Raw genomic sequence first — 14,074 nt, forward strand, 5'->3', positions numbered from 1 at the left:
GTAGTCGACCTGCTCGCAGCTCCAGGAGGCCTGCGCGAGATCGACTCCCGGGACGTCGCTGAGGAGGTCGAACGGGTCCACAAGGTAGGCGAGAGGCCCTCTTTACGACCCCCTGACGCCTGAAGGTAGGGTCAGGGGCATCATCGGCACGTTCCCCACAGGAGGCCCCCGGGTGGAGGTCCAGGAGACCCGCGTTCAGACGAACCGGGTGCTCACCATCCCCAACATCCTCAGCATGGCGCGCCTCCTCGGCGTACCGCTGTTCCTGTGGCTGATCCTCCTGCCCGAGTTCGGCGGGCCGAATGCCGATGGGTGGGCGCTGCTCGTGCTCGCGCTCAGCGGTGTCAGCGACTATCTCGACGGAAAGCTCGCCCGTCGCTGGAACCAGATCAGCAGCCTCGGTCGCATCCTCGACCCCGCCGCTGACCGCCTCTACATTCTTTCCACGCTCCTGGGCCTCACATGGCGCGGGATCCTGCCGCTCTGGCTCACCGCGGCCCTCCTGGCTCGTGAAGCGATGCTGCTTGTGATGGTGGCAATCCTCCGCCGGCACGGCTATCCCCCGCCGCAGGTGAACTTCCTCGGCAAAGCTGCAACCTTCAACCTGATGTACGCCTTCCCGTTGCTCCTCTTGAGTGACGGAAACGGGTGGCTTGCATCAGTTGCCCAGATCTTCGGATGGGCGTTCGCTGGATGGGGTACAACTCTGTATTGGTGGGCAGGGATCCTCTACGTGGTCCAGGTCCGCCGACTCGTCAAGGCGGATCGCGTGGCCGATTGAGCCATCTGCCCGGAGTCGTGCAGAATCCCGCCGGCCCGTACAAGACGTACAGGGGCCTGCCCGGATGGGTGAAGTCGGCTAGACCGTCGTCTCTTCAAGGAGGACGCTTCCGACATGAAGGCCGTCGTGATGGCTGGTGGCGAAGGAACACGACTTCGCCCCATGACCTCGAGCATGCCCAAGCCACTCCTGCCGGTGGTGAACAGGCCGATCATGGAGCATGTGCTGCGTCTGCTGAAGCGGCATGGGCTCCATGAGACGGTCGTGACCGTCCAGTTCCTCGCGTCCCTCGTCAAGAACTATTTCGGCGACGGCGAAGAGCTGGGGATGGACCTCACCTACGCCCACGAGGAGAAGCCGCTCGGCACAGCGGGGAGCGTGAAGAACGCCGAGGACGCACTGAAGGACGACGCGTTCCTCGTCATCTCCGGTGACGCTCTCACCGACTTCGACCTGACCGACCTCATCGCCTTCCACAAGGAAAAGGGCGCGATGGTCACGGTGTGTCTGACGCGTGTGCCGAATCCTCTGGAATTCGGCATCACCATCGTGGACGAGCACGGAAAGGTCGAGCGTTTTCTCGAGAAGCCCACTTGGGGGCAGGTCTTCTCCGACACGGTGAACACCGGTATCTATGTCATGGAGCCGGAGGTGTTCGACTATGTCGAAGCCGATGTCTCGGTGGACTGGTCCGGCGATGTCTTCCCTCAGCTCATGAAGGAGGGCAAGCCGATCTACGGCTATATCGCCGACGGCTACTGGGAGGACGTCGGCACCCATGAGAGCTATGTGAAGGCACAGGCCGACGTTCTCGAGGGCAAGGTCGACGTGGAGATCGACGGTTTCGAGATCTCCCCCGGGGTATGGGTCGCCGAAGGGGCCGAGGTGCACCCGGACGCGGTCCTGCGCGGGCCGCTGTACGTCGGGGACTACGCCAAGGTGGAAGCGGACGTGGAGATCCGCGAGCACACCGTCGTCGGCTCCAACGTGGTGGTCAAGGGCGGCGCCTTCCTCCACCGCGCCGTCATCCACGACAACGTCTACATCGGGCAGCACAGCAACCTGCGCGGCTGTGTGATCGGCAAGAACACCGACATCATGCGGGCGGCGCGCATCGAGGACGGCGCGGTGATCGGGGACGAGTGCCTGATCGGTGAGGAATCGATTGTTCAGGGCAATGTGCGCGTGTATCCGTTCAAGACGATCGAGGCGGGTGCGTTCGTCAACACCTCGGTCATCTGGGAGTCGCGCGGGCAGGCGCACCTCTTCGGGGCCCGTGGAGTGTCGGGGATCCTCAATGTGGAGATCACCCCGGAGCTCGCGGTACGGCTCGCGGGTGCGTACGCCACCACACTGAAGAAGGGCGCGACCGTCACCACGGCGCGCGACCACTCCCGTGGAGCGCGGGCGCTCAAACGTGCCGTGATCTCGGCGCTCCAGGCCAGTGCCATCGACGTACGGGACCTCGAGAACGTGCCGCTGCCGGTGGCGCGGCAGATGACGGCGAGAGGCAGCGCCGGCGGGATCATGATCCGTACTTCGCCGGGGGTGCCCGACTCGGTCGACATCATGTTCTTCGACGAGCGCGGAGCGGATCTGTCCCAGGCCGGGCAGCGCAAGCTGGACCGGGTCTATGCCCGCCAGGAGTACCGCAGGGCCTTCCCCGGTGAGATCGGCGACCTGTCCTTTCCGGCCAGCGTCTTCGACTCCTACACGGGAACGCTGCTGCGGCAGGTCGATACGAGCGGGATCTCGGACGCGGGGCTGAAGGTCGTCGTGGACGCGTCCAACGGCAGCGCGGGTCTTGTTCTCCCCAGCCTCCTCGGACGGCTCGGTGTGGACGCGCTGACGATCAATCCCGGGCTGGACGAGTCGCGGCCCACCGAGACCACCGACGCCCGCCGGAAGGGACTGGTGCGGCTCGGTGAGATCGTGGCCTCGGCCAGGGCGGCCTTCGGGGTGCGCTTCGACACCGTGGGCGAACGGCTCTCGCTCGTCGACGAGCGCGGCCGGATCGTGGAGGACGACCGGGCTCTGCTGGTGATGCTCGACCTCGTCGCCGCGGAGCGGCGTAGCGGGAGGGTCGCGCTGCCGGTGACCACGACACGTATCGCCGAGCAGGTCGCCGCGTACCACGGGACGCAGGTCGACTGGACGACGACCTCGCCCGACGATCTCACCCGGGTCTGCCGGGAGGACTCCACGATCTTCGGTGGAGACGGCCGCGGCGGCTTCATCATTCCCGAGTTCAGCAGTGTCTTCGACGGCACCGCTGCCTTCGTCCGGCTCCTCGGGCTGGTCGCCCGCACTCAGCTCACGCTCAGCCAGATCGACGCCCGGATTCCGCGGGCGCACGTGCTGAAGCGCGATCTGGCGACTCCATGGGCCGTGAAGGGCCTCGTGATGCGCAGGGTGGTCGAGGCCGCGGGAGACCGCTCCGTCGACACCACCGACGGGGTGCGGGTGGTCGAAGCGGACGGCCGCTGGGTCATGGTGCTGCCCGACCCGGCAGAAGCCGTCACCCATCTGTGGGCCGAGGGTCCCGATGACGCGTCCGCCCAGGCGCTGCTCGACGAGTGGTCCCGCGTCGTGGAGAGCGCCGGCAACTGAACCGCGGCCAGATGCGGACACCGTGGTGCGCTGGAGGGCGGCAGGTCCGCCTTCCGGCGCATCGGTGGGGCCATTCGGCGGTAGCGGGAGCGACGTGCGACGATGTGCGGCATGCCGCAGCAGCCCCCCGTTCGGAGCACCGCCTCACCGCCGGCGCGTCCCGATGCGTCCATGTCGCTGCTGACCAATGTCATGGACCACAGCCTGGACGACGGCTACGCGGAGGCGGCGGCTCGCAGGGACGCGGAAGGCGGGGGCCTGCCGAGGACCTTGCGGGCCAAGCTGGGGCTCGCCGCCGGGCTGGTGCTGGCGGCCCTGGTGGTGACGCTGGGCGCGGCGCAGGCGCGGATATCGGCACCTGTGGTGGCGAAGGAGCGCGAGGAGCTCATCGACCGCATCGACGCCGAGACATCAGCGGCCGACAAGCTCGAGGCCGATGTCGACCGTCTCCGTGACGAGGTGGGGGAGCGCCAGCGCAAGGCGCTGGAGAAGCACGGCGGGGACAGGGCAGAGCTGGTCACGCTGCTCTCGGGCGACACGGAGGTGCACGGCTCCGGCGTCAAGCTGGTGGTGGACGACGCCAAGGGCACGGAGGCCGGTGGCGGTGGTCCTCGTGAGAGCGCCGGCTTCTCCGACACCGGCCGGGTGCGCGACCGGGACATGCAGCGCATCGTGAACGGTCTGTGGGAGTCGGGCGCGGAAGCCGTCGCGATCAACGGGCAGCGGCTGACGGCCCTGTCGGCGATCCGTGCGGCGGGTGACGCCATACTGGTCGACAACAAACCGCTGGTGCCGCCCTACACGGTCCTGGCGGTGGGGGACGCGAAGAAGCTGAGCACGGTGTTCCAGGACAGTGCCGACGGCCAGTACCTGCACGCGCTGGAAGAGAACTTCGGGATCCGCAGCAGCATCTCTCCCCAGGAAGAGGTGCGTCTGCCTGCCGCGCCGAGCCTGATCGTACGTACCGCACAGCCGAGGACCGCCGATGCCCGGGCGGGCAGGGGTCCGGGCAAGGAAGAGACAGAGACAGGGAAGGGCAGATCGTGATCGCCGTACTGGGCCTCGTGGTGGGAGTCGTGGCGGGGCTGTTGCTCCGTCCCGAAGTGCCGGCGGTGGTCGAGCCCTACCTTCCGATCGCCGTGGTCGCGGCCCTGGACGCGGTCTTCGGCGGTCTGCGGGCCATGCTCGACGGGATCTTCGTCGACAAGGTCTTCGTGGTCTCGTTCCTGTCCAATGTGGTGGTCGCGGCTCTGATCGTGTTCCTCGGCGACAAGCTGGGCGTCGGGGCGCAGCTGTCGACGGGCGTCGTGGTCGTCCTGGGCATCCGGATCTTCTCCAACGCGGCTGCCATCCGTCGCCATGTGTTCCGGGCGTGAGACCGATGCAGGAGCACGAGCGGATGAACCCTGAGATCCCGGAGAACCCTGAGAAGGCGGACGGGTCCGGAGGCGCTGCGCACGCCGAGAGCGCCGGGAGCGCCGAAAGCGCCGGGAGTGCGGGCGAGCCCGGGTACGTGGCTGAGCCCGCGCGGGGCCGCGAGCCGGTGAGGGCGCCGAGGGCGGAGGAGCTCATGGGCGATGACCAGCCCGGAGGTGCCGAGGAGCCGGGTGCACCGGAGGCCGAGCAGGTGACCGGCCGTCAGCGGCTGATCGCCGGATTGTGGCCGCCTCGTGTCACGCGCGCCCAACTCGTGGTCGCCCTGCTGCTGTTCGTCCTCGGGCTCGGTCTCGCCATCCAGGTCCAGTCCACGAGCGACAACAGCGCACTGCGCGGTGCGCGCCAGGAAGATCTCGTCCGCATCCTCGATGAACTCGATGACCGTACTGAGCGTCTGGAAGATGAGAAGCAGCGTCTCGAGGATCAGCGGACCGAGCTCGAGACCAGCTCGGACCAGGCGGAAGAGGCGCGTCGGCAGACCCAGGAAAAGGAGCGTCAGCTGGGCATTCTCGCCGGTACGGTGAAGGCCGAGGGGCCGGGCATCACCCTGACGATCGACAATGCCGGAGCCGTCGAGCCGGACATGCTGCTGGATGCCATCCAGGAGCTGCGGGCGGCGGGTGCCGAGGCCATTCAGATCAACGACGTCCGGGTGGTCGCCAACACGTACTTCTCCGGCAGCGGCGGCGACATCCAGATCGACGGGAAGCAGGTCGGCGCTCCGTACGAGTTCAAGGTCATCGGCAAGCCGCAGGACCTCGAACCGGCGCTGCACATCCCCGGAGGCGTGGTGCAGACCCTGGAAAAGGAGCAGGCCACGGCTACGGTGACCCGGTCGGAGAAGATCGTTGTGGACGCCTTGCGACCGGTGGAACGGCCTGACTACGCTCAGTCGTCTTCTTCATGAGACCAGAGAGCATGGGGAGACCGGACAAGGGCATGAGGTTGCGGGGGGTCGACGCATCGTAAGGGTGCTGAGTGGTGGAAACTGTCCGGAGGGTACGGACGTTGTGAAGTTGTCCGGGTCGGCAGGTGTGGTCAATCAGGATTCCTGCCTTACGGGCGGGTCTGTTTCGGTCAAGGGGAATCGCCCGTGAAGTTGTTTGGGAAGTTGTTCGGCAAGAGCGCACGCGAGGACAGCGGCTCCGCCCGTCATCGCGGACCGCGCCGTGGCCAGGAGGCGGAGCAGGGGGGCGAGCGACCGCTGTTCCGGGACGAGGTCTCCGGCGAGGCCGGAGACATTCCGGGCGGCCAGGGCGCGTCTGCTGTTGACCCTGCCGGTCCCGGCCCCATAGGTTTCGGAGAACCGTCAACCTCAAGTACGGGTGGAGGGTTGGCCTCGGACCCGTACGCTCCACAGGCCCCCGCGGGGCAGCCGCGGCAGGAGGATTCGTCCATGCCGGTATGTACGCGGTGCGGGCACCGCAACGCCGAGACCAGCCGTTTCTGCTCGAACTGCGGCGCGCCGCTGCGGGCCGGGGCGCAGGCGGAGCGAGCGGCGGAGACCACGTCGACCATCTCCATCTCGGGTCTGGAGGCCTACGACGCCGAGGTGACGGGCCAGACCGCCGTTCCCTCGCTCTCACCCGAGGCGCAGGCTGCGGTCGACGCGCTGCCTGTGGGCTCGGCGCTGCTGGTGGTGCGGCGTGGGCCGAACTCCGGCAGCCGTTTTCTCCTGGACGGTGAGCTCACCACGGCGGGCCGGCACCCGCAGAGCGACATCTTCCTCGACGACTTCACCGTGTCCCGGCGCCATGTGGAGTTCCGCAGGACGCCCGACGGCAGCTTCACCGTCACCGACGTCGGCAGCCTGAACGGCACCTACGTCAACAGGGAGCCCATCGACTCGGTCCTGCTGTCGAATGGTGACGAGGTCCAGATCGGCAAGTACCGGCTGGTCTTCTACTCGAGCCAGCGGGGCGTGTGACCCTTCAGGGAAGGTCCATGCTGCGAACAACACCGACGGGCGGTGCCGCGCGCGGCACCGCCGGTGGCGACCGGCTGGTCAGCATCGGTTCGGTGCTGAGCCAGCTGCGGGACGAGTTCCCCGATGTCACCATCTCCAAGATCCGCTTCCTGGAGAGCGAGGGTCTGGTCGAGCCGCAGCGCACCGCTTCGGGCTATCGCAAATTCAGTCCGGAGGATGTCGAGCGGCTCGCCCAGGTCCTGCGGATGCAGCGGGACCACTATCTTCCGCTCAAGGTCATCAGGGAGCAGCTCGACGCCCTGGCCCGGGGTGAGCGGCCGGCTCCTCGGCACCCGGGTGCGGGTGATCCGTACGACCCGGGCGCGGAGTGCGACCGGCCGACCGCGGCCCGGGTAGGCCGGTCCGAGTTGCTGGCGGCCGCCGAGGTCAGCGAGGACGAGCTGGCCGTCTGGGAGTCGTACGGGCTTATCACTCCCGCGGCGGACGGTGGTTATGACGCCCAGTCCGTGACGGTGGCCAAGCTGCTGGCGCACATGGGCCGTTTTGGTCTGGAGCCGCGGCATCTGCGGGCGATGAAAGCCGCTGCGGACCGTGAGGCCGGGCTGGTCGAACAAGTGGTCGCACCGCTGCGGAGGCATCGCAACCCTCAGACGAGGGCTCATGCGGAGGCCACCACCAAGGAGCTCGCGGACCTCTCCGTCAGGCTGCACGCGGCTCTGGTGCAGACCGCTTTGGGTGTCAGGTTGTGCTGAGCTCCGGCTGATCTTGGGGGAACCCGACTACCCAAACCTGCCGGGCACGTCCTAGGGTTGCTGTGTGAACGAGCTCGATGTTGTGGGTGTCCGGGTGGAAATGCCCTCCAACCAGCCGATCGTGCTCCTGCGTGAAGTGGGAGGCGACCGTTACCTCCCCATTTGGATCGGCCCCGGGGAGGCGACCGCGATCGCCTTCGCGCAGCAGGGGATGACCCCCGCCAGGCCGCTGACCCACGACCTCTTCAAGGACGTGCTGGAGGCGGTCGGGCAGGAGCTCACCGAGGTCCGTATCACCGACCTGCGGGAAGGCGTGTTCTACGCCGAGCTGGTCTTCGCCAGTGGGGTCGAGGTGAGCGCGAGGCCGTCCGACGCCATAGCTCTCGCACTGCGCACCGGCACGCCGATCTACGGCAGTGACGGGGTGCTGGACGACGCGGGCATCGCGATCCCGGACGAGCAGGAGGACGAGGTGGAGAAGTTCCGCGAGTTCCTCGATCAGATCTCACCCGAGGACTTCGGATCCAGCAGCCAGTGAGTCGGTAGCGTCACTGAATCCGGATGGACGCGCGTTCGCGCATGGATTCCCGGTGAGGGACCACGGCAAACCACTCTCTGGGTGATTATCACTCGGCGTGCCGAGTGTGGCGATCGTTGACGCGCCCCGGACGACTGCCTACCGTCGAGTTGGCAGGTCAAGGACGGAGGTCGGCGTGAGAACCAGCGGCGACGGTGCGGCAGGGGGACCCCCCGGACTCGGTCCGGGGCACGGCGGGCCGTATCCGCTTCACATGAACGCGGCATATGACGCCACGTCCGAGACCATCGGCTATCGCGGGCCGACCGCCTGTGCCGCCGCGGGCATCACCTACCGGCAGCTCGACTACTGGGCGCGTACCGGCCTGGTGGAGCCGAGTGTGCGGGCGGCGTACGGCTCCGGCACGCAGCGCCTCTACAGCTTCCGCGACGTGGTCGTTCTCAAGGTCGTGAAGCGCTTTCTGGACACCGGTGTCGCCTTGCAGAACATCCGTGCCGCCGTACAGCACCTGCGGGCGCGTGGGTTCGCCGACCTCGAGCGGATGACGCTCATGAGCGACGGGGCGACCGTCTACGAGTGCTCGTCGCCGGACGAGGTGGTCGACCTGCTCCAGGGCGGCCAGGGGATCTTCGGGATCGCCGTGGGTGTGGTGTGGCGGGATGTCGAAGCGGCGCTGTCGCAGCTTCACGGTGAGCGCGTCGACATCGGTGAGACGCTGGTCGGGCAGCATCCGGCGGACGAGCTGGCCCGGCGCCGCCGCGACCGGGCCGTCTGACCGGCCCGGTGTCCGTGTGGCTCGCACGTGAGTGCGGGCGATTGTCAGTGGCGTAGGGCAGCATCGGACATGTGAGATCCGCCCCGACGATCCTGCATCTGGACATGGATGCGTTCTTCGCCGCCGCCGAGCAGGCGGCGAAGCCCAGTCTGCGCGGAAAACCGGTGGTGGTGGGAGGGCTGGGGCCACGTGGGGTGGTGGCCACGGCCTCGTACGAGGCGAGACGCTTCGGTGTGCACTCGGCGATGCCCATGGCCCAGGCGAGACGTCTCTGTCCGAACGCCGCGTACCTCGTCCCGCGCTTCTCGCTGTACCGGGCGGTCAGCGAGCAGGTGATGGAGCTGCTCGCCCGTCTCTCACCGCTGGTGGAGCCCCTGAGCCTGGACGAGGCGTTCGTGGACCTCGAGGCGGGCGGGGTGGCCGATGACTCCGGTTCGGCGCGGGAGGCCGGTCAGCGGCTGCGCAGGGACATTCTGGCGGTCACGGGGCTGAGCGGTTCCGTGGGTCTCGCGGGCTCCAAGATGCTCGCGAAGATCGCGTCGGAGCAGGCCAAGCCCAACGGCCTGGTGCTGATCGAACCAGGTACGGAACGGGAGCTGCTGGCGCCGATGACGGTGCGGATCCTGCCCGGCGTCGGTCCGGCGACCGGCGAGCATCTGCGGCGTGCCGGGATGACCACGGTCCACGACCTCGCCGGCGCCGGTGAGGACGAGCTCGTACGGTTGCTGGGGAAGGCGCACGGCACATCGCTGTTCAGGATGGCCCTCGGGCATGACGACCGCCCCGTGGTGGCCGAGCGTGACGCGAAATCGGTGTCGGTGGAGGACACCTTCGACGTCGATCTGCACGACAGGGTGCGGATCAGAACGGAGGTGGAGCGCCTGGCCGACCGCTGCGTCAGGCGGCTGCGGGAGTCCCGTCACTCAGGACGGACCATCGTGCTGAAGGTGCGGCGCTTCGACTTCTCGACACTGACGAGGTCGGAGACCCTGCGCGGGCCCACGGACGACCCGTCCGTGGTGCGGGAGGCCGCCGCGCGCCTGCTGGACGCGGTGGACACGACCGGTGGGGTGCGGCTGCTCGGCGTGGGCGTCAGCGGGCTCGCCGACTACACCCAGGAGGACCTGTTCGCGCAGGCCGCCGGCGAGAAGGCCACCGGCGACGGTGACGGCGGTGGTCCGGCGGACGAGAGCCCGCGGCACGGCACCGGCGGGCAGCCGGAGCCCGAGCGGACGCCGACGGCGCCACCCGCTGAGCGGCGCTGGCCCGCGGGACACGACGTCCGGCACGCACGCCACGGCTCGGGCTGGGTGCAGGGGAGCGGCCTCGGACGGGTCACGGTCCGCTTCGAGGAACCCTGGTCGACCGCCCCCGGCCGGGTGCGCACCTTCCCCGTGGATGATCCCGAGCTCGAGCTGTCGGAACCGCTGCCGCTGGTCATACGTGAGACTCCGTCCGCCGCGGCGGACGGAGCGCCGTCGGCCGGGACGCCGGCGCAGCCGGCTCAGTCGTCGTTACCGGCCAGCTGACCGAAGTCGCGGTCGCCGGAATTGCCTGGTGCCTGCGATCGGCCGCTCGACCCGGGCGGCGTCGAGGGAGGGGGGTTCTCCGCGGGACTGGGGAGGTCGAGGCCGTAGTGGTGGTACAGCTGGAGTTCCTGCTCGGGGGAGAGATGCCGGCCGACTCCGAAGTCCGGTGCGTCCTTGATCAGGGCCCGCTCGAACGGGATGTGCAGTCCGTCGGTGTCCAGCTCGCTGGGTTCCAGCGGCACGAACGCGTCCCTGCTGAACAGGCCGGTCCGCACGGCCGCCCACTCCGGGACGCCGGTGGCGTCGTCGAGGTACACCTCGTCCACGGTCCCGATCTTGGTGCCGTTACGGTCGAACGCCTTGCGGCCTATCAGGCTGCGCGGATCGATATCGGTCTGCACGGTCCCTCCAAATGGTCGCACTGCTCCGTAAGTACTACGAAAGTGCACTTTTGTGGGGTCGGCCACTCGACCTTTCCGGTGAAGTCCGCGCTGGTAGGCTGGCACACGGCTGTTGACCCCGCGCGGGAGAGCGCTCCGGACATGTACCGGAGCCGCCGAAGGAGCAAATCCTCCCCGGAATCTCTCAGGCGCCAGTACCGCATGGGCGAGGTCACTCTGGAAAGCAGAGCGGATGCCGCATGGCAACCGCTCTCACCGACGGTGAAAACCGGAATGCCAGTGAGTGGGCGGACCGGTGAAGCTCTCAGGTTAGATGACAGAGGGGGAGGCCGTCCGGGCACCCGCGCCGTGGTGTCCCTCGCAGGTCGTATCGACCAGGAGGCCTCACATGACCGCCAACCGCACTCCGCTCGCCCAGCTGGAGCGGGGCATCCCCTTCGAGCAGCGTCACATAGGGCCCGATGCCGAGGCCCAGGCGAAGATGCTGGCGCACGTCGGCTACGGCTCGCTCGACGAGCTCACCGCCGCCGCCGTACCGGACGTCATCAAGAGTGCCGAGGCGCTCGGGCTGCCGGGTGCCCGCACCGAGGCCGAGGTCCTGGCCGAGCTGCGCACCCTCGCGGACCGCAACGAGGTCCTCGCCCCGATGATCGGCCTCGGCTACTACGGCACCTTCACCCCGCCGGTGATCCTGCGCAACGTCATGGAGAACCCTGCCTGGTACACGGCGTACACGCCCTACCAGCCCGAGATCTCCCAGGGCCGCCTCGAAGCCCTGCTCAACTTCCAGACGATGGTCGCAGAGCTGACCGGTCTGCCCACCTCCGGCGCCTCGCTGCTGGACGAGGCCACCGCGGCGGCCGAGGCCATGGCCCTGTCCCGGCGTGTCGGCAAGGTCAAGGGCGGGGTCTTCCTGATCGACGCCGACACCCTGCCGCAGACCATCGCCGTGATCGAGACCCGCGCCGAGCCCACCGGAGTCGAGGTCGTCGTCGCCGATCTGAGCGACGGGATCCCGTCAGAGGTCGCCGAGGGCGGCGTCTTCGGTGTGCTGCTCCAGTACCCCGGAGCCTCCGGAGCCGTCCGCGACCTCAAGCCGGTCGTGGACCAGGCCCATGAGCTCGGGGCGATCGTCACCGTGGCCGCCGACCTTCTGGCGCTCACCCTGCTCACCTCCCCGGGTGCGCTCGGCGCGGACATCGCCGTCGGCACCACCCAGCGCTTCGGTGTCCCGATGGGCTTCGGCGGTCCGCACGCCGGCTACATGGCCGTCCAGGACAAGCACGCCCGCAGCCTGCCCGGCCGCCTCGTCGGCGTCTCCGTCGACGCCGACGGCAACAGGGCCTACCGCCTGGCGCTCCAGACCCGTGAGCAGCACATCCGCCGCGAGAAGGCCACCAGCAACATCTGCACCGCGCAGGTGCTGCTCGCGGTGATGGCAGGGATGTACGCCGTCTACCACGGCCCCGACGGCCTGCGGACGATCGCCCGCCGCACCCACCGCTACGCCACGATCCTGGCCGCGGGTCTGCGCGCCGGCGGAGTGGAGCTCGTCCACGACGCGTACTTCGACACGCTGACCGCCCGTGTCCCGGGCAAGGCCGCGGACATCGTCGCCGCCGCCCGCGACAACGGCGTCAACCTGCACCTCACCGACGCCGACCACGTCTCCCTCTCCTGCGACGAGACCACCGGGCGGGCCCAGCTCGCCGCCGTCTGGTCCGCCTTCGGCGTCGACGGCGAAGGCGCCGACATCGAGGCCCTGGACAGGACCGCCGACGACACCCTCCCGGCCGGGCTGCTGCGCACCGACGACTACCTCACCCACCCGGTCTTCCACCAGCACCGCTCCGAGACCGCGATGCTGCGCTACCTGCGCCGCCTCGCCGACCGTGACTACGCGCTGGACCGGGGAATGATCCCGCTCGGCTCCTGCACCATGAAGCTGAACGCGACCACCGAGATGGAGCCCGTGACCTGGCCGGAATTCGGCCAGATCCACCCCTTCGCCCCGGTCGAGCAGGCCGGGGGCTATGTGACGCTCATCCACGAGTTGGAGGAGCGCCTCGCCGAGGTGACCGGCTACGACAAGGTGTCCATCCAGCCGAACGCCGGCTCGCAGGGTGAGCTCGCCGGTCTGCTCGCCGTACGTGCGTACCACCGCGCCAACGGTGACGAGCAGCGCACGATCTGCCTCATCCCCTCGTCCGCGCACGGCACCAACGCCGCCAGCGCGGTGATGGCGGGCATGAAGGTCGTCGTGGTCAAGACCGCCGACGACGGCGAGATCGACATCGAGGACCTGCGCGCCAAGATCGAGCAGCACCGTGACGAGCTGTCCGTGCTCATGATCACGTACCCCTCGACGCACGGTGTGTTCGAGGAGCACGTCGCCGACATCTGCGCGCAGGTGCACGACGCGGGCGGCCAGGTGTACGTCGACGGCGCCAACCTCAACGCCCTGGTGGGCCTCGCCAAGCCCGGCCGGTTCGGCGGCGACGTCTCGCACCTCAACCTGCACAAGACCTTCTGCATCCCGCACGGCGGTGGCGGTCCCGGTGTCGGCCCGGTGGCCGTGCGTGAGCACCTCGCCCCGTACCTGCCGAACCACCCGCTCCAGCCCAGCGCCGGGCCCGAGACGGGCGTCGGCCCGATCTCGGCCGCCCCGTGGGGCTCGGCGGGAATCCTGCCGATCTCCTGGGCGTACGTCCGGCTGATGGGCGGCGAAGGCCTGAAGCGTGCGACGCAGGTCGCCGTGCTCGCGGCCAACTACATCGCCAAGCGCCTCGAGCCGCACTACCCCGTGCTCTACACGGGCCCGGCCGGACTCGTCGCGCACGAGTGCATCGTGGATCTCCGGCCGCTCTCGAAGGCGACCGGGGTCAGCGTCGACGACATCGCCAAGCGGCTCATCGACTACGGCTTCCACGCGCCGACCATGTCGTTCCCGGTGGCCGGCACACTGATGATCGAGCCCACCGAGAGCGAGGACCTGAACGAGCTCGACCGGTTCTGCGAGACCATGATCGCGATCCGTGCGGAGATCGAGAAGGTCGCCTCGGGCGAGTGGCCCGCCGACGACAACCCGCTGCGCAACGCCCCGCACACGGCCGCGGCCCTGGGCGGCGAGTGGGACCACGCGTACAGCCGCGAAGTGGCGGTCTTCCCGGCCGGTGTCCAGGCAGCGGACAAGTACTGGCCCCCGGTGCGCCGGATCGACGGCGCCTTCGGTGACCGCAACCTGGTCTGCTCCTGCCCGCCCGTGGACGAGTACGACGTCTGATCCCACAGCCGGGCACACCGAGGGCCGGTTCGGAGTCTCTC

At 68.8% G+C, this 14,074-nt stretch carries 12 protein-coding genes and 1 riboswitch; of the genes, 11 read left to right on the forward strand and 1 reads right to left on the reverse strand.

From position 1 onward, the window contains the following. Positions 1-172 precede the first annotated feature (172 nt). The 10 genes from ABZ532_RS18660 (at position 173) to ABZ532_RS18705 (ending at position 10,349) form a co-directional block, all read left to right on the forward strand. Positions 173-781: a CDP-alcohol phosphatidyltransferase family protein gene (locus tag ABZ532_RS18660; protein ID WP_361284270.1), complete on the forward strand. Its 609-nt coding sequence runs from the start codon at positions 173-175 to the stop codon at positions 779-781. Between the two features lie 114 nt (positions 782-895). After that, a complete protein-coding gene (locus ABZ532_RS18665) occupies positions 896-3,391 on the forward strand; it encodes a mannose-1-phosphate guanyltransferase (RefSeq protein WP_361284273.1) in 2,496 nt (831 codons plus the stop codon). Between the two features lie 111 nt (positions 3,392-3,502). Next, the gene (locus ABZ532_RS18670) at positions 3,503-4,438 is read left to right on the forward strand and encodes a DUF881 domain-containing protein (protein ID WP_361284276.1); all 936 of its coding nucleotides are present in this window, start codon (positions 3,503-3,505) and stop codon (positions 4,436-4,438) included. After that, positions 4,435-4,767: a small basic family protein gene (locus tag ABZ532_RS18675; protein ID WP_242332811.1), complete on the forward strand. Its 333-nt coding sequence runs from the start codon at positions 4,435-4,437 to the stop codon at positions 4,765-4,767. The genes ABZ532_RS18670 and ABZ532_RS18675 overlap by 4 nt, the downstream gene beginning before the upstream one ends. A gap of 194 nt (positions 4,768-4,961) precedes the next feature. After that, positions 4,962-5,735, forward strand: a complete 774-nt coding sequence (locus ABZ532_RS18680; RefSeq protein WP_361284741.1) for a DUF881 domain-containing protein — start codon at positions 4,962-4,964, stop codon at positions 5,733-5,735. An 81-nt stretch (positions 5,736-5,816) separates the two neighbouring features. Further along, positions 5,817-6,755: an FHA domain-containing protein gene (locus tag ABZ532_RS18685; RefSeq protein WP_361284744.1), complete on the forward strand. Its 939-nt coding sequence runs from the start codon at positions 5,817-5,819 to the stop codon at positions 6,753-6,755. A 17-nt stretch (positions 6,756-6,772) separates the two neighbouring features. After that, the gene (locus ABZ532_RS18690; protein ID WP_361284279.1) at positions 6,773-7,507 is read left to right on the forward strand and encodes a MerR family transcriptional regulator; all 735 of its coding nucleotides are present in this window, start codon (positions 6,773-6,775) and stop codon (positions 7,505-7,507) included. A 64-nt stretch (positions 7,508-7,571) separates the two neighbouring features. Then, entirely contained in the window at positions 7,572-8,045 is a 474-nt protein-coding gene (locus tag ABZ532_RS18695) for a bifunctional nuclease family protein (RefSeq protein ID WP_361284282.1), read from the forward strand. Positions 8,046-8,298: 253 nt separating this feature from the next. Next, complete coding sequence (locus ABZ532_RS18700) at positions 8,299-8,820, forward strand: MerR family transcriptional regulator (protein WP_361284285.1); 522 nt, start codon at positions 8,299-8,301, stop codon at positions 8,818-8,820. 71 nt (positions 8,821-8,891) lie between these two features. Next, on the forward strand, positions 8,892-10,349 hold the full coding sequence (locus ABZ532_RS18705) for a DNA polymerase IV (RefSeq protein ID WP_361284288.1): 1,458 nt from the start codon (positions 8,892-8,894) through the stop codon (positions 10,347-10,349). Here ABZ532_RS18705 and ABZ532_RS18710 read toward each other — a convergent pair. Continuing rightward, positions 10,325-10,750 carry a PRC-barrel domain-containing protein gene (locus ABZ532_RS18710; protein WP_361284291.1) on the reverse strand — a complete coding sequence of 142 codons (426 nt, stop codon included), beginning with the start codon at positions 10,748-10,750 and terminating at the stop codon, positions 10,325-10,327. The two genes, ABZ532_RS18705 and ABZ532_RS18710, sit on opposite strands and share 25 nt — an antisense overlap. Before the next feature lie 113 nt (positions 10,751-10,863). Continuing rightward, positions 10,864-10,960: riboswitch (glycine riboswitch) on the forward strand. Positions 10,961-11,138: 178 nt separating this feature from the next. On the opposite strand from ABZ532_RS18710, the gene gcvP reads away from it, so the two are divergent. Then, a complete protein-coding gene (gene gcvP / locus ABZ532_RS18715; RefSeq protein ID WP_361284295.1) occupies positions 11,139-14,033 on the forward strand; it encodes an aminomethyl-transferring glycine dehydrogenase in 2,895 nt (964 codons plus the stop codon). The last annotated feature ends 41 nt before the right edge of the window (positions 14,034-14,074 follow it).

This window comes from Streptomyces sp. NPDC019396 (genome assembly GCF_040632375.1).
GTDB lineage: Bacteria > Actinomycetota > Actinomycetes > Streptomycetales > Streptomycetaceae > Streptomyces.